The sequence below is a fragment of the Thalassovita sp. genome (assembly GCF_963691685.1).
Lineage (GTDB): Bacteria > Pseudomonadota > Alphaproteobacteria > Rhodobacterales > Rhodobacteraceae > Thalassobius.
This window is the reverse complement of record NZ_OY829290.1, coordinates 1,168,578-1,185,560: the sequence shown is the minus strand read 5'-3', so window position 1 is coordinate 1,185,560 and position 16,983 is coordinate 1,168,578. Positions and strand designations below refer to the sequence as shown.

The following is a 16,983-nucleotide window of genomic DNA, read 5'->3' as shown; positions in this document are numbered from 1 at the left end:
CGCGTCACCTCCTTCAGCCGGAGATAGCGCGCCAAGCCTGCAAGTCACGGATGTGGCGGATCAGCCTTCAGTTCAGCCTTCCGTGCGGCCGCGGCGATCCATTCGGATATGGGCATAAAGCACATGGGTGCGCCACCGGCCATCAATCTCCAGATAGCTCTGCGCCACACCTTCATATTTGAAGCCGCATTTTTCCAGCAGATCACGGCTGGGTTTGTTTTCCGGTAGGCAAGCGGCCTCAATCCGGCTGAGGTCCATACGGTGGAAGGCGTGGTAAACCAGCGTATCGATGGTTTCACGCATATAGCCCTGACGGGCATATTTCTCACCAATCCAATAACCCAGGGTGCCGGCCTGCGCCGGACCGCGGCGGATATGGTCCAGGGTGATGGCGCCCACCAGTTCTTCGTCTTCACGGCGGACAATGAACAAAGGCAGGGCGGTCTCATTCTTAAACGCCCGCCCGGCCCAGTAAACGCGATTGGCAAAGGCTTTGCGGCTCAGATGATCCGGGGCCCAGGCAGGTTCCCAAGGTTTCAGAAATTCCTTGGACGTGCGGCGCAGAGAGCTCCACGCCTTGAAATCAGTGTGTTGCGGCAGACGCAGGGTCAACCGCTCGGTCTCGATCCGAACCTGCTTTTTGCCACCAAACACTATGCCGCGCGCCTTTCCTGCATCGCCTCCAATGTGGGAGCCTGCGATACTGGCCCGTAAAGCGCCAGTGCTGCAGGTGCGGATACGGCCATTGTTTCGGCAAATCCCTTCACGTCGCCCAAAGTGACGGCATCGATCTTTTGCACGATCTCCTCCACCCCGGGCACCCTCCCCCAGATCTGTATCATACGGGCCAAGCGTTCCGCCCTGTTTGATGGGCTCTCCAACCCCATCAACATGCCCGCTTTCATCTGCACCCGTGCGCGGGCGACTTCCTCTTCCGTCATATCCTCGGCCGCGCGCTTCATCTCATCCAGCGTCACGGTGGCCAGCTCCTCCAGCTGATCCCCCGAGGTTCCGGCATAAAGCGTCATCATACCGGTGTCTGCATAGGCCCCGGCCTGCGCAAAAATGGTGTAGCACAGGCCGCGTTTCTCACGCACCTCCTGGAACAGGCGTGAGGACATGCCCCCACCCATCACACCTGCGTAGATCTGTGCCTTGTGAATATCGTCGCTGCCGTAGTCCGGGCTTTCCAGACCAAGCGCGAAATGGGCCTGTTCCAGATCCTTGATCTGGCGATGTTCGCCGCCGCGGAACTTGGCGATCTCATAGGCCGCACTGTCATGGGCTGGTAGGTGACCAAAGATCCGTTCTGCCGCTTTGACAAGCGCATCATGGTCAACGGCCCCAGCCGCTGCCAAGATCATCTGACCCGGCCCATAGCGTTCCGCCACAAAGCGCGACAGGTCTTCGCGGCCAAAACTGCTGACCCGCTCCGTTGGGCCCAAAATGGTCCGGCCCAAGGCCTGACCGGGATAGGCCTGTTCCTGCAGCCAGTCAAAGATCACATCGTCTGGTGTATCCAGAGCCTGACCAATCTCTTGCAGGATCACGCCACGCTCCACCTCGATCTCACGTGGGTCGAAGATCGGGTTCAGCACGATGTCAGACAGCACATCCAGCGCCAGCGGCACATCATCCTGCAGGACACGGGCATAATAGGCCGTCACCTCACGTGAGGTATAGGCGTTCAGATAGCCGCCCACATCTTCAATCGCCTCAGCGATCTGCAGCGCGCTGCGGGTTTCCGTGCCCTTAAACGCCATATGCTCAAGGAAGTGGGCGATGCCGTTTTGTTCCAGCCGCTCATGCCGACCACCTGCGAGGACCCAGATGCCAATCGACGCCGATTGCAGCCCCGGCATCAACTCCGAGACCACCCGGAATCCATTGGGCAGGCTATGCAGTTTTACAGTCACTTGGCGATACGGTCCTTGATCAGGGTTTCCAACGCATTGAGGTCGTTGCCCACACGGGTGACACGCTCAGCGCGATCATACAAGTCCGCCATACGCGAAGGTAGGGCCGGGTGTTGCCCGCTCGCCTCTTCCACAGCGGCGGGGAATTTCGCCGGATGTGCCGTGGCCAGGGTGATCATCGGCACCGAGGCATCGCGTTTTTCTTCGGCAACTTTAACGCCAACAGCACTGTGCGGGCACAGCAACTCACCTGTTGTGGCGTAGAAATCCTTGATTGTGGCAGAGGTTTCCGCCTCTGAGCAATTGCCGCTGTCAAACAGCTCCTGCAGTTTGCTGAGCGCCCCTTGCGAAACGGTAAAGCCACCGGCCTGCAACTCATCCATCAGCTGGCTGACGGCACCGCCGTCCTGATCGTAGGCGTAGTAAAGCGCGCGCTCAAAGTTTGAGGACACCTGAATATCCATCGACGGGCTGATCGACGGCTCCACCCCATCTGGGCGGTATTCGCCGGTGCTGAGGCAGCGGTGCAGAATGTCGTTCTGGTTTGTAGCCACCACCAGACGGTCAATCGGCAGACCCATCTGTTTGGCGATATAGCCCGCAAAGATATCACCGAAGTTGCCGGTGGGCACAGTGAAGCTGACCTTGCGCTGCGGCGCGCCAAGGCTGACGGCTGAGGAGAAATAGTAGACGACCTGCGCCAGCACACGGGCAAAGTTGATCGAGTTCACCCCTGCCAATTTGACGCCATCGCGGAAGTCAAAGTCGTTGAACATATCCTTCACACGGGCCTGACAGTCATCAAAGTGACCATCCACCGCCAGCGCATGTACGTTGCTTGCTGCAGGCGTGGTCATCTGACGGCGCTGCACCTCAGACACGCGGCCATGCGGGTAAAGGATGAACACATCCACCGCATCCAAGCCTTTGAACGCCTCAATGGCTGCGGATCCGGTATCGCCCGAGGTGGCACCGGCGATGGTCACCCGGCTGCCCGAGCGTTTCAGCGAGGCCTGGAACAACTGACCGATGAGCTGCATGGCGAAGTCTTTGAACGCCAGCGTTGGGCCGTGGAACAGTTCCAGCAGGAAATGGTTGTCGCCCAGCTGCACCATAGGGGCGCGGGCGGCGTGGCCAAAACCGGCATAGGCCTTGGCGATGATCTCTTTGAACTCGGCATCACTGAACGTGTCACCGATGTAGGGTTTCATCACCCGGAACGCGACCTCTTCATAGGGCTGGCCGGCCAGCGCTGCGATCTCATCCGCGCTCATCGTTGGGATGGTTTCGGGCAGATACAGGCCGCCGTCACGGGCCAGACCGGTCAGCATGGCTTCTTCGAAATTCAGAACGGGCGCCTTGCCCCGGGTCGAAACGTATTTCACAGCTCAAGTCTCTTTCAGAGGGTTGCGTGCGGATTTGTACATGCGCCACAGGAAAAGGCCAAGCATCGCCAGCCAAACAGCCGCAAGCCCATACCATGTAACGACATATTCCAGATGATCGTTAGGGATTCCTTCGGTGCCAACAGCCAGGGGCGTCACACCGGGATCGGTGAAGGAGGTGGCGCGTGCAATCACCATCACCTCTTCGGTTTTCAGGTGGTCCGCCAGCACTGGCACTTCGCGGGCAAACCACATGTTATCGACCAGATCATTGTCCGGCGTATAACCATCCCGCTCCTGCGGCCAATGCAGGTTACCGGTCACCTCAACCGGTCCCTCGGGCAGGTCCGGCATCGGCGCGGCAACACGGATGAAGCCACGGTCAACAAGGATGCGGCGACCTGCGTCTGTCTCCAGCGCGGTGATCAGCCGATAGCCTGCGCCCATCTTCTTGTGGCTGACCAGCACACGCACCGTTTCACCGCTCAAGCGGCCAGAAACGGTGACGGGCAAAAACCGATCCACTACCGGGTCAGGCACCGCAGGCAGGGCGACCGGGGTGGCGCCAATCAGCGCCTCAACCTCAGCCAGATAGGCCTCTTTCTCAGCCAGACGGCGCAGTTGCCAATTGCCCAGGCTGATCAGGATCGCAGCGCCGACAAGCCCCAGTATCAAAGGAAGGATCAATCGGCGCATCAGAACGGCCAGCCTTTCAAACAAGCGCAATTGCGCATCTGGCCCGTTTTTGCCCGTCTGGCAGCAAGTTGCAATGAACAATCAAAGCCAGGGGGCCAAAAACCCTTTCATCGTTTCAGAAATACTCCGGGGGTCTGGGGGCAGAGCCCCCAACATACATCCCCGCATGACCATGCTCACCGGACAAAAGAAAACCCCCGCAGTCGCCTGCGGGGGTTCAAACATTCGCGTCAGGAAAACGGCTTAGCCGGCCCAGATGTAGACAGCGGCAAAGAGGAACAGCCAGACGACGTCCACAAAGTGCCAGTACCAGGCAGCCGCTTCAAAGCCCACGTGGCGCTCCGGGGTGAAGTGACCTTTCATGGCGCGCAGCATGCAGACGAACAGGAAGATGGTACCAACAACAACGTGGAAGCCGTGGAAACCCGTCGCCATGAAGAAGTTGGCGCCGTAGATGTTGCCGGCAAAACCGAACGAGGCGTGGGTGTACTCATAGGCCTGGAACACGGTGAAGATCAGACCCAGGGCCACTGCGATCAGCAGGCCATTGATCATGTCTTTGCGGTTGTTCTCATGCGCGATGGCGTGGTGCGCCCAAGTGGCGGCACAGCCCGAGCACAGCAGGATCAGCGTGTTGATCAGCGGCAGGTGCCAGGGGTCAAAGGTCTCAATACCAGCCGGCGGCCACACACCGTCTACCGCGGGGCTTTCAGGACCCATCGGGTACATGGCGTGTTTGAAGAAGCTCCAGAACCAAGCGGCAAAGAACATCACTTCCGACATCACGAACAGGATGAACCCGTAGCGCAGGCCGATGGCCACAACCGGGGTGTGATCGCCGGTTTCGCTTTCGTGCACAACCTCAGCCCACCAGCCGAACATGACGTACAGAACGCCAACCAGGCCGATCAGGAACATCCAGGGGCCCGAAACGTTTACGGTTTCGAAGAACAGCGGCATGCCGCCGGACATCCAAACAACCGCGCCAAACAGCATAACGAAGCCGAAGAGCGAGCCCAGAAGCGGCCACATGGACGGTGGCAGAATGTGATAATCGTGATTTTTAGCGTGCGCCATTTCGTTTCCCTCGTTGGAAGGCTTTTAGTTTAGGTTTGTTTCGCTGTCCGTCGCAAGCGCCGCCTGTTGGGCAGCCTCTTCCTCGGGCAGGTCGATTTCGTAGAATGTGTAGGACAGAGTGATCTGGTGCAGATACTTGCCTTCGCTGTCCTCAACAATTTCCGGATCCACATAGAAGGTCACGGGCATCTGCACCCGTTCCCCGGGCTGCAGCACCTGTTCGGTGAAGCAGAAACAGTCAATCTTGGTAAAGAAGCCACCCGCCGCATAGGGCGCGACATTGTAGGTGGACTGACCCGCGATGGGTTTGTCGGTGGGGTTATAGGCCTCATAGAAGGCCAGACCGGTCTCACCTATGCGGATCTCCATCTCACGCTGCACGGGCTTGAACTCCCATGGCATGCCGCGCTCTTTTGAGGCGTCAAAGCGAATCTTGATGGTTTTATCCAGCACTTCGTCCGCGCCCACTTCGGACACGAGCGTGGTGCCGCCAAAGCCGGTGACACGGCAGAACCAGTCATAAAACGGCACCGAGGCCCAGGCCAGCGCGCCCATGGTCACCACAACGCCAACCAGTTTCACAACGGTTTTGCTTTTGGCATCCATCGCCATGACTTAGCCCTCCGCCTGCTGAACACGAACGCTTTCGGGTTCGTAATCGCCACGGGTGACCTTCACCACCGTCAGGCCGAACACGATGGCAATGAACGCCACCAGGGTCAGGCCCACACCGATGTTGCGGCTGGAGCGCCGCTTGTGCAGCTCATGTTCGACTTTCTCAAAGCTCATTACCAGCCTCCCAGACCATGGGGTTTAAGGGCCGCTTCAGCGAGGATCGCGCCGAAGTGCAGGAACAGATACATCAGCGACAGACCAAAGAACGACTTCTCGCTCCGGTACATGTCGGCTTTGGCTGCCTCTTCCGGGCGGCGCCAGATCTTATAGGCGCCCCACAGGAACAGCGCGTTCAGCACCACTGCGGTGACCATATAGATCGGGCCACCGATTGAGGTCAGGCCAGTGCCGATGGCCAGAGGGGCCAGCAGGATAGTGTAGACGAGGATATGGGCGCGGGTCACTTTGCGGCCGTGGGTCACGGTCAGCATGGGCACGCCAGCTTCCTTGTAATCGGACTTCATGAACAGCGCCAAAGCCCAGAAATGGGGTGGGGTCCACATGAAGATCAGCATGAACATTAGCACGGATTCCAGGCTGACACCGCCGGTCACAACCGCCCAGCCGATCATCGGAGGGAAGGCACCCGCCGCGCCACCGATCACGATGTTCTGCGGGGTCCAGCGTTTCAGCCACATCGTGTAGATGACAGCGTAGAAAAAGATGGTGAAGGCCAGCAGGCCCGCGGCAATCCAGTTTGCCGCCAGCCCCAGCATGATCACAGAAAACGCCGAGAGCGTCAGGCCAATCGCCATCGCCTCTTCCGGGGCTACCTTGCCCGACGGGATCGGGCGCGATGTGGTGCGTTTCATCACCGCGTCGATATCAGCGTCCCACCACATGTTCAGCGCACCAGAGGCGCCACCGCCAACCGCGATGAACAGCACGGCGCAAAACGCAATGAACGGGTGCACGCCGCCAGGTGCCGCCAACAGGCCGACCATTGCAGTGAACACAACCAGCGACATCACGCGCGGCTTCAGCAGCGCAAAGTAATCGCCGAATCCGGCTTCACCGGTCTGAGAGGGGGTATGGAGACTTGCGTCGCTCATTCTTTGCCTTCCAAAACCGCGCCCAGTGTGGCGCGGCAACATGGTGGGGTCAGAGAGGGGTCCCTGCGCACGAAAGACGTGGGGACCACCTCAGGGGTTTGATCAGTTCGCAGCGGCAACCTGGTAGCCAGGCAGCGTGGTCATGTCGCCGGCATACTCTTCGATCGCGCCTTTCAGCCATTCCTGATAGGCCTCTTCGCTCACCACTTTGACGGTGATCGGCATGTAGGCGTGGTCTTTACCGCAGAGTTCGGAACACTGACCGAAGTAGATGCCTTCTTTCTCAGCTTTGAACCACAGCTGGGCAATACGGCCCGGTACGGCGTCTTGTTTCACGCCAAAGGCCGGGATGGTCCAGGAGTGGATCACGTCAGCACCGGTGACGTCCATAACAACGATCTTGTTGACCGGAACAACAACCTGAGTGTCTGTTGCCAGCAGGAATTCATCATCGTTGTAGCCAGCATCAATCAGCTTGGCGCGCATTGCGTCATCCAGAACATAGGCCGAAACATCCGCATCCGCCGGACGTGCGTCTTCGTCCAGGGTCGCCGGCTGACCGATCATGTACTGATCGAAAGCGAAGTCGTGGTCGGTGTACTCATAGCCCCAGTACCACTGGTAGCCGGTCACTTTGATGTGGACTTCACCAGCCGGGATCTCTTGCTGTTTGAACAGAACCGGCAGCGAGAAGGCACCGATGATCACCAGAATAAAGATCGGGATGATGGTCCAGGCAATTTCGATACCGGTGTTGTGGGTAAAGGTCGCCGGGGTCGGGTTGGCTTTGCGGTTGTGACGGATGATCACGATGGCCACCAGGCCAACCACAAACAAAGTGATGAGGGTGATGATCCACAGCAGCAGGTTATCCAGCCACTGAATGTCGCGGGCCAGTTCGGTGGCCGCTGGCTGGAAGCCAAGGCCTTTGGGGGCGGGCTTGCCGATGGTTTCGACGGCTTCCTGGGCAATGGCCGGTGCCGCGGTTGCGGTTGCTGCTGCGGCCAGAAGGCTAGTGATAAGTCGCATGTGTCACCCTGATCGGTTGAGCTGTTATTTCATTCATGTGCGGGCGGGATCAACCGTGCGGTACGGAATCCCGTTGTTTTGCCGCCGCTACAAATCATATTCTAGGAGACAGAACAACAATCCCAGTGCGGCAAACGGACGCTTTTTTTGATTTAGATCAATTCCGATCCACTGGAAAGACGGGAAAAACAGATATGAGCGATGCGCCTTTTCGCCCTTTTGAGACCAATATCGACCAAGAGGCAGCGCTAAATGTGCTGCGCGACGCCACCCATGGCGCCGATGATGGGGAGATTTTTCTGGAGCGTCGGCGCGCCGAAGCGTTGGTCTTTGACGACGGTCGACTGAAGAACGCATCCTATGATGCCTCCGAAGGGTTTGGCCTGCGGGCGGTGCGGGGTGAGGTGACGGGCTATGCCCATTCGACCGAGCTGACTGAACATGCGATGAAGCGCGCGGCTGAGACCGCAAAACTGGCCGTGGGATCCGGTGGCGGCACCCTGGCCGATGCCCCTGCCCCGACCAACAAACGGCTTTATACCGATGAGGACCCGATCGCCGGTGCGGCCTTTCCTGTAAAGGTCGAGACGCTGCGTGAGATCGATGCATATGCCCGTGGGCTTGATTCGCGGGTGGTCCAGGTTTCAGCGACCATCGCTGCCTCCCTGCAGGAGATTGAGATCCTGCGCCTCGACGGCACCCATCTGCGCGATGTGCGCCCGATGACCCGCGTCAATGTCTCGGTCATTGTAGAACAGAACGGGCGTCGCGAAAGCGGCTCTGCCGGTGGCGGTGGGCGCGTCGGCCTCGACGGATTGATCGCGCCTGAGGACTGGCAGGCCAAGACCCGCGAAGCGCTGCGCATCGCCGCAGTAAACCTTGAAGCGGTGCCCGCACCAGCCGGGGTGATGGACGTGGTATTGGGCCCGGGCTGGCCCGGGATCCTGCTGCATGAGGCAATTGGTCACGGGCTTGAGGGCGACTTCAATCGCAAAGGATCCTCAGCCTTTGCCGGACTGATGGGGCAGCGGATCGCAGCTCCTGGCGTCACCGTTCTGGATGACGGCACCATTCCGGACCGCCGCGGCTCGATCAGCTTTGATGATGAGGGCACGCCCTCTGGCAAAAACGTGTTGATCGATGACGGGATCCTCGTTGGCTATATGCAGGACCGCCAGAACGCCCGGCTGATGGGCGTCGCCCCAACCGGCAACGGACGGCGCGAAAGCTACGCCCATGCCCCAATGCCGCGGATGACCAACACCTATATGCTGGGCGGCACGGCCAAGCCCGAAGATATCGTTGCCGACCTGAAAGACGGGATCTACGCCGTGGGCTTTGGCGGCGGTCAGGTGGATATCACCAACGGCAAGTTCGTCTTCTCCTGCACCGAGGCGTATCGCGTCGAAAACGGCAAGGTGGGCGCCCCGGTGAAAGGCGCAACACTGATCGGCGATGGCGCCACTGCGCTGAAACAGATCCGGGCGCTTGGCAATGACATGGCGCTGGATCCCGGCATGGGCAACTGCGGCAAACAGGGCCAGTGGGTGCCTGTGGGTGTGGGCCAGCCCACCGTGATGATCGGCGGCCTGACCGTTGGCGGTTCTGCCGCCTAAGTCGCCGGCAGATTCAGGATTTGGGGCGGTGCGATGGTGCCGCCCTTATTCGTTCGGCCGTGAGTTTTGCAGCAATCGTTGCAATTTTCCTAAAATGCGCTGTCGTTTTACCAGCTGTTAACCAGTTGACCTTACCACTGCCAGCGCAAGCTGGCGGAGGCATAACGATGGAGCCCAAACATCCTTCCACCCACCCCCTACTCCCACCCACCTCGGAAGATGACCGGGTGTTGTGGCTTCGCCTCTTGCGCTCTTACCGGGTGGGACCTTCGACATTCTACCGCCTGATGGCGGAACACGGCAGCGCCGGTGCCGCGCTTGCCGCCCTGCCCGAGGTCGCCGCCGCGGCAGGTGTGAAAGACTACCGCCCCTATGAGGCAGCGCGGGCCCGCGATGAACTGGCCCTTGGCCGCGCGCAGGGGGCGCATATGATCTGCATGGGCAGCGATGACTATCCCCGTGATCTGGCAGAAACCTCAGATGCCCCGCCAATCCTTTGGGCGCTTGGCGACCAGTCCGTTTTGACCAAGCCGATGATCGGCCTCGTTGGTGCGCGCAATGCGTCCTCACTCGGGCTGCGCATGGCACGGGGGCTTTCCGCCGAATTGGCGGCGGCCGGATATATTGTCGTGTCAGGTCTGGCGCGGGGCATCGACGCCGCCGCCCATAGTGCCGCGTTGTCACATGGCACCTTGGCGGTGCTGGCTGGCGGCGCGGATGTGATCTACCCCAGCGAAAACACCGGCCTTTACCAAAACATCCGGCAACAGGGGCTGCTGCTCAGCGAACGCCCGTTTGGCTTCCAACCGAAGGCACGTGATTTCCCCCGCCGCAATCGCATCATCTCAGGCCTCGCGAAAGCTTTGGTGGTGGTGGAGGCGGCGGGCCGGTCCGGCAGCCTGGTCACCGCCCGCACCGCGCTGGATCAGGGGCGTGAAGTGCTGGCGGTGCCCGGACATCCCTTTGATGCGCGGTCTGGCGGCTGCAATATGTTGATCCGCGATGGCGCGCGGCTGGTCAGAAACGGCGCAGATGTGTTGGAGGCACTGCCGCCAGAGGCCACCACCGAAACAGCGGATCCCGCATTGCCGCTAGAAAAGCCCGCGCCAAAGCGCAGCCTGCAGGAGACCGCCGCGCTGCATCAGCAGATCCTCAATCGGCTTGGCCCCACCCCCTTGGCGGAGGATCAGCTGATCCGCGATCTGGCGGCACCGGCGCAGGCCGTGCTGCCTGCCCTGACTGATCTGGAAATGGCTGGCGAGGTACAGCGCCAACCCGGCGGTCTGTTGGCGCGGCTCAGCGCACCTGACCGGGCCGCTGCACCGCAGGAGGTGTGACCGGCGTGAAACCGATCAATTGCTGCAGTAATCACGAATCACGTTGTACCAGCCCTGACAGAACTCCGGCGCGCTCCACCAGGCCTCGGTTGCACCGACCGTGTGATCCACAACCACCCAGACATTGCCGGATTTCCACAAAATGGCCTGCAGCTCCACGTCCCACATATCCTCGGCAAAGTAAGGATCCCGCTGGGCTGCCGGAGTCTGCGACGGATCGATCTGACCGCCACCCGGGCGCTGCGGTTTCAACCAGGCAAAGGCGCGGTCGCCGGAAACACGCAAGTCTTTGACAACAAACTGAACCGGTGCGCCCAGCTTCCACCAGGCATGGGGGCGGATCGCGTCCATCAGATCGCGCCGCTCCTGTGTGCCGCGCTGGGGTTCATACCAGCTTTGGGCCATGACCTCGCTTGCGGTGACGGACGATGCCAAAGCCAGAAATACAGCGGCGATCCAAGTCTTCATATTTGCCTCTCCCATTGGGCGAACTATTGTTCAAGTCTCGCGTTAATGCTTACGGCAAATAGAACAATTGACAATCCCCTCTTGCAGCCCGCATTTTGCGCCGCCATAGAGCGCCCGTGTATTTCCCCAAAGAGGTCCATCCATAAAATGCCAGTCGTTGTTGTAGAATCGCCGGCCAAGGCCAAGACAATTAACAAGTATCTTGGCTCGGATTACACGGTTCTAGCCTCTTACGGACACGTACGCGATCTGCCCCCCAAAGACGGCTCTGTCGATACTGACAATGAATTTGCCATGACCTGGGAGGTCGGCAACGATTCACGCAAACACGTCAAAGCCATCGCCGATGCGCTGAAAGACGACAACGAACTGATCCTCGCGACCGACCCCGACCGCGAAGGCGAAGCGATTTCTTGGCACCTCGAAGAGGCGCTGCGCAAACGCCGTGCGGTGAAAAAAGACACGCCGGTCAGCCGCGTGGTCTTTAACGCCATCACCAAGGCGGCCGTGACCGAAGCGATGCAAAACCCGCGTCAGGTCGATACCGATCTGGTTGAGGCCTATCTGGCCCGCCGCGCGCTGGACTATCTGGTGGGATTCAAACTGTCGCCGGTTCTGTGGCGCAAGCTGCCCGGCGCGCGGTCGGCCGGCCGGGTGCAATCGGTCTGCCTGCGTCTGATTGTTGAGCGTGAGATGGAAATCGAAGCGTTCAATCCACAGGAATACTGGTCCGTCAAAGCGATGCTGGCCACCCCGCGCGGGCAAGAGTATGAGGCGCGGCTGACCGTGCTGGGCGGCGACAAGCTGGACAAATTCTCAATCAGCAATGAAACGCAGGCCGAACTGGCGGTGCAGGCGATCAACAGCCGCGACCTGTCGATCAAATCGGTCGAGGCCAAACCCGGCAGCCGCAACCCGTCGGCGCCGTTCATGACCTCGACCCTGCAGCAGGAAGCCAGCCGCAAGTTCGGCATGGGCGCACGCCAGTGTATGAATGCGGCGCAGCGCCTCTATGAGGCAGGCTACATCACCTATATGCGAACCGATGGGATCGACATGGCGCCCGAAGCCGTGACCATGGCGCGCAATGAAATCGCCACCCGCTACGGTGACAACTATGTGCCGAACAGCCCGCGGATTTATAAGAACAAGGCCAAGAACGCGCAGGAAGCCCACGAATGTATCCGCCCGACAGATATGTCGGTGGACGCGGGCCAACTGGCCAAGCTGGAGGCGGATCAGCGCAAGCTTTACGATCTGATCTGGAAACGGACCCTGGCCTGTCAGATGGCTGGCGCGCGTTTGGAACGCACCACCGTCGACATCGGCAGCGATGATGGCCAGGTCGTGCTGCGCGCCACTGGTCAGGTGGTGCTGTTTGACGGTTTCATGCGCGTCTATGAAGAAGGCCGTGATGATGTCGCCGCTGCGGATGAGGATGACAAACGCCTGCCGCAGATCATGCAGGGCGAAAAGGCGGACAAACGATCGGTCGCGCCTGAACAGCATTTCACCCAGCCACCGCCGCGCTACACCGAAGCGACATTGGTGAAAAAGATGGAAGAGCTGGGCATCGGCCGCCCCTCAACCTATGCATCTGTGCTGGGCACCATTCAGGAGCGTGAGTATGTCCGCAAGGACAAGAACCGCCTGTTCCCGGAGGATAAAGGCCGGATCGTTACGATCTTCCTCCTGAACTTTTTCCGCAAATACGTGGGCTATGATTTCACAGCCCAGCTGGAGGAACAGCTGGATGACGTTTCCGCCGGCGAGCGTGACTATAAGAATGTGTTGGATCGGTTCTGGCGCGACTTCTCAGTCGCGATTTCGGAAACCACCGAGCTGCGGATCACCGAAGTTCTGGATGTGCTGGACGATGCGCTGGCACCGCAGCTCTACCCGCCGCGCGAAGATGGCTCTGACCCGCGGGTCTGCCCGAAGTGTGGCAATGGCCAGCTGCACCTGAAAACCTCGCGCACCGGCGGGTTCGTCGGCTGTGGCAACTATCCTGAATGCACCTACACCCGCCCGATTGCAGGCGAAGGCGCCGATGGTGATGAACGGGTGCTGGGCGAAGATGCCGGGGATGAGATCTGGCTGAAGGCGGGCCGGTTTGGTCCCTATGTTCAGCGTGGTGAACCCACCCCGGAGAACAAGAAGCCACCGCGTGCCTCACTGCCGCGTGGCTGGTCCAAAGATGACATGGATCTGGAAAAGGCGCTGGTGCTGCTGTCACTGCCACGTCAGATCGGCGATCACCCTGATGGCGGGATGATCTCGTCAAACTTCGGCCGCTTTGGTCCCTACATCATGCACCAGCTATCCGATGACGCGAAGCCGACCTATGCCAACCTGAAAGATCCAAACGATGTGTTTGAGATCGGCATGAACCGCGCGGTTGAGCTGCTGGCGGAAAAGCGCGCCAAAGGTCCGGGCCGTGGCGGTGCTGCAGCCAAACCGCTGAAGGAACTGGGCGATCACCCTGATGGCGGCGCCATGAACGTGATGGAAGGCCGCTACGGTCCGTACGTTAAATGGGAAAAGGTCAATGCGACCCTGCCGAAAGACGTCGATCCCAAGGATGTGACGGTCGAAATGGCGGTGGAGCTGGTTAACGAAAAGGCCTCTAAGAAGAAGCCGGCCAAGAAAAAGGCGGCGGCGAAGAAAACCACCGCCAAGAAGACCACCACCAAAAAGAAGGCTCCGGCCAAGAAAGCCACGAAGAAGGCTGACGAATAAGCTAAAGGCGGGTCACAGCGACCCGCCTTTTTCATTTGCTCTAGCGGCCGGGGTCTGCCCCGCCTTCACTGATGGTTGGCCAGCAACAGCTGCAGCCGCTTCACCTCACGGATTACCCGATCCGCCTGCATCTGCGGCCAGAGGCTCATCTTCATGATCAGCGACATCAGCAGCAACACAGCACCGCTGATCCCGTATTTCACCGCCAGCAGCAGATCACTGGCGCCAAAGAATTGCACTGCACACCAGACGCCTGCCAGAAACAGCGCGGTCTGGATCAACATGATCACCCAGGTGACCCATCCCAGCTTGCCGCCGAACTGTTTGAGGCCCAGCTGGAAATAGCCCAGCTCTTCGGTGTTATGCAGGATATCGCGATCCTGTGCGCTCAGCGCGGCTGCGATCAGCTTGTCCATTTCGTCAGTGGATTTCGTGGTCATCACCTTCTCCTTCTAAAAGGGCGCGTAGTGCACCCTGCGCCTTGGACAGACGCGATTTCACCGTGCCTTGGGGGATGTCGAGGGCAATCGCCACCTCCGCCAGGCGCATATCTTCCAAATAGAACAACGCGATGGTCGCCGCCTGTTCGGCCGGCAATTGATCAATCGCCCAGCGCAGCCGGGCCGCCTCATCGTCGGGCTCGGGCTGTTCGACCTCTAACAGGGGCGTCAATTCCGCCGCCAGCGCCCGACCTTTTTGCAAGCCCTTGATGATCCGCGCACAGCGCCGCGTGACAATCTGCGTGGACCAGGCCGGAAAGGCCGCCGCCGCGCGCAGCGCCGGCAGGCCACGCAGGATTTCAACCCAGGCCTCCTGCACGGCATCCTGCGCCTGATCGCGATCGCCCAATAGCCGCGTGGCATGGACCAGCAACCGCGGGCCGCGCAACCGCACCAAGGCCTCGATCGCTGCACGATCCCCTGTGCGGGCTTCAACCACCAACAGCTCTTCCAAGGCGCGGCGCTTGCCGATCATCACATCACCATTTCGTTGTTCCTGCAATAAGGTGCGCGGTGGGGGTGAAAAGGTTCACGGCTTGGGTGAAAATTTTACGGTCGGCTCTTATCCGCTGGGCGCCATCAAACTGGCCATCACCTGTTCCATTGCCGCCAAATAGGGCGCCTCGCTTCGCCCCTGAGACACCGCAAGCGCGGCACGATCAAAGGCCGCCGACAACACATCAGACAACGCCTGCAGATCCGCCTCGGCCAGATCGGGACGGGCCTGCTGCAGGCCCAGCAACAAACTCTGCCGTCCACCGCCCGCGTCAATTTCTGCCATCTCGGCCAGGCCCAGCACGGCGGGGCCATCGATCAGCAACAGGCGCGCCCGGCCCTCTTTTGCCATGCTGGCGAAAAACGCCCGGCTGCCCGAGGTCAGCGGATCGCCCGAATCTGCCACAGCGCCCTGATCGATTTCTGCCGCCAAAGTGGCCGCTTCCTGTTGCACCACTGCGCGGAACAGATCCGCCTTATCGGCAAAATGGTGATAAAGCGCGCCGCGCGTCACCTCCGCCGCGCGGACAATTTCCGGCGTTGATGTTTCCGCATAGCCCTTTTCAACAAAGAGTTTACGCGCCTCCGCAATCAACCGCGCGCGCATCAGGGCGCGGCGATCAGCGTTCGGGATCGATTTCTTTTCTTGCATACATACAGCCTGTATGTTTATTTCGGATCTACATACACACTGTATGTTTTATTTTCGGAGATGCAACAAAATGAAAACCACCCAGTATTATCCCGTCATCCAAACCAATGATGTCACCGCAACCACCGCCTTCTATCAGGACCACTTTGGTTTTGAGCCTGCCTTCACCTCAGACTGGTATGTGCATCTGCAATCCAAAGCAGACCCAACCGTCAATCTGGCCATCCTGGACGGCCAGCATGACACCATCCCCCTGCCCGGCCGCGGTGCATCTGCCGGGGTGATCCTGAATTTCGAGGTTGAGGATGCGGCGGCAGAATACAGCCGCCTGGTGGATGCCGGCCTGCCCGTGCTGAAACCCCTCATCGATGAAGATTTCGGTCAGCGCCATTTCATCACCGCCGATCCAAATGGCGTACTGATCGATATCATCACCCCGATCCCGCCCTCGGCCGCCTTTGCCGCACAATATAGCCAAGAGGCCCTGCCGCAATGATCCCCAGCGGATGGGCCCAGCCCCTGTTACGGCCCATCCGTAGTAATACGCCCCCGGGGGTCAGACGATTGACTCACCCGTGCCGCAGCGTCACAACCAGGCCATACCTGAAACAGGGAGCTTTCCATGAAAAAAGTCTATCCGAACGCCGCTGCGGCCCTGGACGGGCTGCTACATGACGGCATGTTCATTGCCGCTGGCGGCTTTGGCCTCTGTGGCATCCCCGAACTGCTGCTGGACGCCATCAAAGAGGCTGGCACCAAAGATCTGACCTTTGCCTCCAACAACGCGGGCGTTGATGATTTCGGCATCGGCATCTTGCTGCAGACCAAGCAGGTCAAAAAGATGATCTCGTCCTATGTGGGCGAAAACGCCGAGTTTATGCGCCAGTACCTCTCGGGAGAGCTGGAGCTGGAGTTCAACCCGCAGGGCACCCTGGCCGAACGCATGCGTGCCGGTGGCGCGGGTATCCCCGGTTTCTTCACCAAGACCGGCGTGGGTACCGTGATCGCAGAAGGTAAGCTGGAGAAGCAATTCCCCACCGGCGATGACGGCGCGATGGAAGACTACATCATGGAAGAGGGCATCTTCGCTGACCTCGCCATCGTGAAAGCGTGGAAAGCGGATGAGACCGGCAACCTGGTGTTCCGCAAAACCGCCCGTAACTTCAACGTGCCCGCCGCCACCTGCGGCAAGGTCTGTGTGGTTGAGGTTGAGGAAATCGTGCCGACCGGCAGCCTGGACCCCGACAGCATCCACCTGCCCGGCATTTATGTGCATCGCATCATCAAGGGTGAGCACGAAAAACGCATCGAACAGCGCACTGTGCGCCCGCGCGAGGAGGCATAAT

The 16,983-nt window shown here is 59.9% G+C and carries 18 protein-coding genes; 5 read left to right on the top strand and 13 right to left on the bottom strand.

Annotated elements, in window-relative coordinates; all coding sequences use genetic code 11:
* Positions 1-72: 72 nt before the first annotated feature.
* From ACORLH_RS05800 to coxB, 9 genes are all read right to left on the bottom strand, one after another.
* Complete coding sequence (locus tag ACORLH_RS05800) at positions 73-654, bottom strand: GNAT family protein (RefSeq protein WP_321831660.1); 582 nt, start codon at positions 652-654, stop codon at positions 73-75.
* Positions 654-1,916, bottom strand: a complete 1,263-nt coding sequence (locus ACORLH_RS05795) for a pitrilysin family protein (RefSeq protein ID WP_321831659.1) — start codon at positions 1,914-1,916, stop codon at positions 654-656. The genes ACORLH_RS05800 and ACORLH_RS05795 overlap by 1 nt, the downstream gene beginning before the upstream one ends.
* Positions 1,913-3,301 carry a threonine synthase gene (gene thrC / locus ACORLH_RS05790; protein ID WP_321831658.1) on the bottom strand — a complete coding sequence of 463 codons (1,389 nt, stop codon included), beginning with the start codon at positions 3,299-3,301 and terminating at the stop codon, positions 1,913-1,915. Before thrC ends, ACORLH_RS05795 begins: the two co-directional genes overlap by 4 nt.
* 3 nt (positions 3,302-3,304) lie before the next feature.
* On the bottom strand, positions 3,305-3,997 hold the full coding sequence (locus ACORLH_RS05785; protein ID WP_321831657.1) for an SURF1 family protein: 693 nt from the start codon (positions 3,995-3,997) through the stop codon (positions 3,305-3,307).
* 243 nt (positions 3,998-4,240) lie between these two features.
* Positions 4,241-5,074 carry a cytochrome c oxidase subunit 3 gene (locus ACORLH_RS05780; RefSeq protein WP_321831655.1) on the bottom strand — a complete coding sequence of 278 codons (834 nt, stop codon included), beginning with the start codon at positions 5,072-5,074 and terminating at the stop codon, positions 4,241-4,243.
* 24 nt (positions 5,075-5,098) lie between these two features.
* The gene (locus tag ACORLH_RS05775; protein WP_321831653.1) at positions 5,099-5,686 is read right to left on the bottom strand and encodes a cytochrome c oxidase assembly protein; all 588 of its coding nucleotides are present in this window, start codon (positions 5,684-5,686) and stop codon (positions 5,099-5,101) included.
* A 3-nt stretch (positions 5,687-5,689) separates the two neighbouring features.
* Positions 5,690-5,863: a hypothetical protein gene (locus ACORLH_RS05770; protein ID WP_321831652.1), complete on the bottom strand. Its 174-nt coding sequence runs from the start codon at positions 5,861-5,863 to the stop codon at positions 5,690-5,692.
* Positions 5,863-6,801 (bottom strand): heme o synthase, encoded by a 939-nt coding sequence (gene cyoE, locus ACORLH_RS05765; RefSeq protein WP_321831651.1) that lies wholly within the window; start codon positions 6,799-6,801, stop codon positions 5,863-5,865. Before cyoE ends, ACORLH_RS05770 begins: the two co-directional genes overlap by 1 nt.
* Before the next feature lie 102 nt (positions 6,802-6,903).
* A complete protein-coding gene (gene coxB / locus ACORLH_RS05760; protein WP_321831650.1) occupies positions 6,904-7,830 on the bottom strand; it encodes a cytochrome c oxidase subunit II in 927 nt (308 codons plus the stop codon).
* 194 nt (positions 7,831-8,024) lie between these two features.
* Between coxB and tldD the strand changes: the two genes are divergently transcribed.
* Both tldD and dprA read left to right on the top strand, forming a co-directional pair.
* Positions 8,025-9,446 (top strand): metalloprotease TldD, encoded by a 1,422-nt coding sequence (gene tldD / locus ACORLH_RS05755; RefSeq protein ID WP_321831648.1) that lies wholly within the window; start codon positions 8,025-8,027, stop codon positions 9,444-9,446.
* 167 nt (positions 9,447-9,613) lie between these two features.
* Entirely contained in the window at positions 9,614-10,783 is a 1,170-nt protein-coding gene (gene dprA, locus ACORLH_RS05750; protein ID WP_321831647.1) for a DNA-processing protein DprA, read from the top strand.
* 15 nt (positions 10,784-10,798) lie between these two features.
* Here dprA and ACORLH_RS05745 read toward each other — a convergent pair whose 3' ends face one another.
* Positions 10,799-11,251: a hypothetical protein gene (locus tag ACORLH_RS05745; RefSeq protein WP_321831646.1), complete on the bottom strand. Its 453-nt coding sequence runs from the start codon at positions 11,249-11,251 to the stop codon at positions 10,799-10,801.
* A gap of 147 nt (positions 11,252-11,398) precedes the next feature.
* Here ACORLH_RS05745 and topA point away from each other — a divergent pair, with 147 nt between their 5' ends.
* On the top strand, positions 11,399-13,990 hold the full coding sequence (topA, locus tag ACORLH_RS05740) for a type I DNA topoisomerase (RefSeq protein WP_321831645.1): 2,592 nt from the start codon (positions 11,399-11,401) through the stop codon (positions 13,988-13,990).
* A 65-nt stretch (positions 13,991-14,055) separates the two neighbouring features.
* On the opposite strand, the gene ACORLH_RS05735 is transcribed toward topA, so the two are convergent.
* The 3 genes from ACORLH_RS05735 to ACORLH_RS05725 form a co-directional block, all read right to left on the bottom strand.
* Positions 14,056-14,430: a DUF6768 family protein gene (locus tag ACORLH_RS05735; protein ID WP_321831644.1), complete on the bottom strand. Its 375-nt coding sequence runs from the start codon at positions 14,428-14,430 to the stop codon at positions 14,056-14,058.
* A complete protein-coding gene (locus ACORLH_RS05730; protein WP_321831643.1) occupies positions 14,411-14,965 on the bottom strand; it encodes an RNA polymerase sigma factor in 555 nt (184 codons plus the stop codon). The genes ACORLH_RS05735 and ACORLH_RS05730 overlap by 20 nt, the downstream gene beginning before the upstream one ends.
* A gap of 87 nt (positions 14,966-15,052) precedes the next feature.
* Complete coding sequence (locus tag ACORLH_RS05725; RefSeq protein ID WP_321831642.1) at positions 15,053-15,637, bottom strand: helix-turn-helix domain-containing protein; 585 nt, start codon at positions 15,635-15,637, stop codon at positions 15,053-15,055.
* A 70-nt stretch (positions 15,638-15,707) separates the two neighbouring features.
* On the opposite strand from ACORLH_RS05725, the gene ACORLH_RS05720 reads away from it, so the two are divergent.
* Positions 15,708-16,133 (top strand): VOC family protein, encoded by a 426-nt coding sequence (locus ACORLH_RS05720; RefSeq protein ID WP_321831641.1) that lies wholly within the window; start codon positions 15,708-15,710, stop codon positions 16,131-16,133.
* A gap of 126 nt (positions 16,134-16,259) precedes the next feature.
* Positions 16,260-16,982 (top strand): CoA transferase subunit A, encoded by a 723-nt coding sequence (locus ACORLH_RS05715; protein WP_321831640.1) that lies wholly within the window; start codon positions 16,260-16,262, stop codon positions 16,980-16,982.
* Position 16,983 lies beyond the last annotated feature (1 nt).

Bases quoted from the DNA above. Each gene is read 5' to 3' on its own strand.
- ACORLH_RS05785 (WP_321831657.1), bottom strand. From the start codon at position 3,997: ATGCGCCGATTGATCCTTCCTTTGATACTGGGGCTTGTCGGCGCTGCG.
- ACORLH_RS05780 (WP_321831655.1), bottom strand. From the start codon at position 5,074: ATGGCGCACGCTAAAAATCACGATTATCACATTCTGCCACCGTCCATG.
- ACORLH_RS05775 (WP_321831653.1), bottom strand. From the start codon at position 5,686: ATGGCGATGGATGCCAAAAGCAAAACCGTTGTGAAACTGGTTGGCGTT.
- ACORLH_RS05770 (WP_321831652.1), bottom strand. From the start codon at position 5,863: ATGAGCTTTGAGAAAGTCGAACATGAGCTGCACAAGCGGCGCTCCAGC.
- cyoE (WP_321831651.1), bottom strand. From the start codon at position 6,801: ATGAGCGACGCAAGTCTCCATACCCCCTCTCAGACCGGTGAAGCCGGA.
- coxB (WP_321831650.1), bottom strand. From the start codon at position 7,830: ATGCGACTTATCACTAGCCTTCTGGCCGCAGCAGCAACCGCAACCGCG.
- tldD (WP_321831648.1), top strand. From the start codon at position 8,025: ATGAGCGATGCGCCTTTTCGCCCTTTTGAGACCAATATCGACCAAGAG.
- dprA (WP_321831647.1), top strand. From the start codon at position 9,614: ATGGAGCCCAAACATCCTTCCACCCACCCCCTACTCCCACCCACCTCG.
- ACORLH_RS05745 (WP_321831646.1), bottom strand. From the start codon at position 11,251: ATGAAGACTTGGATCGCCGCTGTATTTCTGGCTTTGGCATCGTCCGTC.
- topA (WP_321831645.1), top strand. From the start codon at position 11,399: ATGCCAGTCGTTGTTGTAGAATCGCCGGCCAAGGCCAAGACAATTAAC.
- ACORLH_RS05735 (WP_321831644.1), bottom strand. From the start codon at position 14,430: ATGACCACGAAATCCACTGACGAAATGGACAAGCTGATCGCAGCCGCG.
- ACORLH_RS05730 (WP_321831643.1), bottom strand. From the start codon at position 14,965: ATGATCGGCAAGCGCCGCGCCTTGGAAGAGCTGTTGGTGGTTGAAGCC.
- ACORLH_RS05725 (WP_321831642.1), bottom strand. From the start codon at position 15,637: ATGCAAGAAAAGAAATCGATCCCGAACGCTGATCGCCGCGCCCTGATG.
- ACORLH_RS05720 (WP_321831641.1), top strand. From the start codon at position 15,708: ATGAAAACCACCCAGTATTATCCCGTCATCCAAACCAATGATGTCACC.
- ACORLH_RS05715 (WP_321831640.1), top strand. From the start codon at position 16,260: ATGAAAAAAGTCTATCCGAACGCCGCTGCGGCCCTGGACGGGCTGCTA.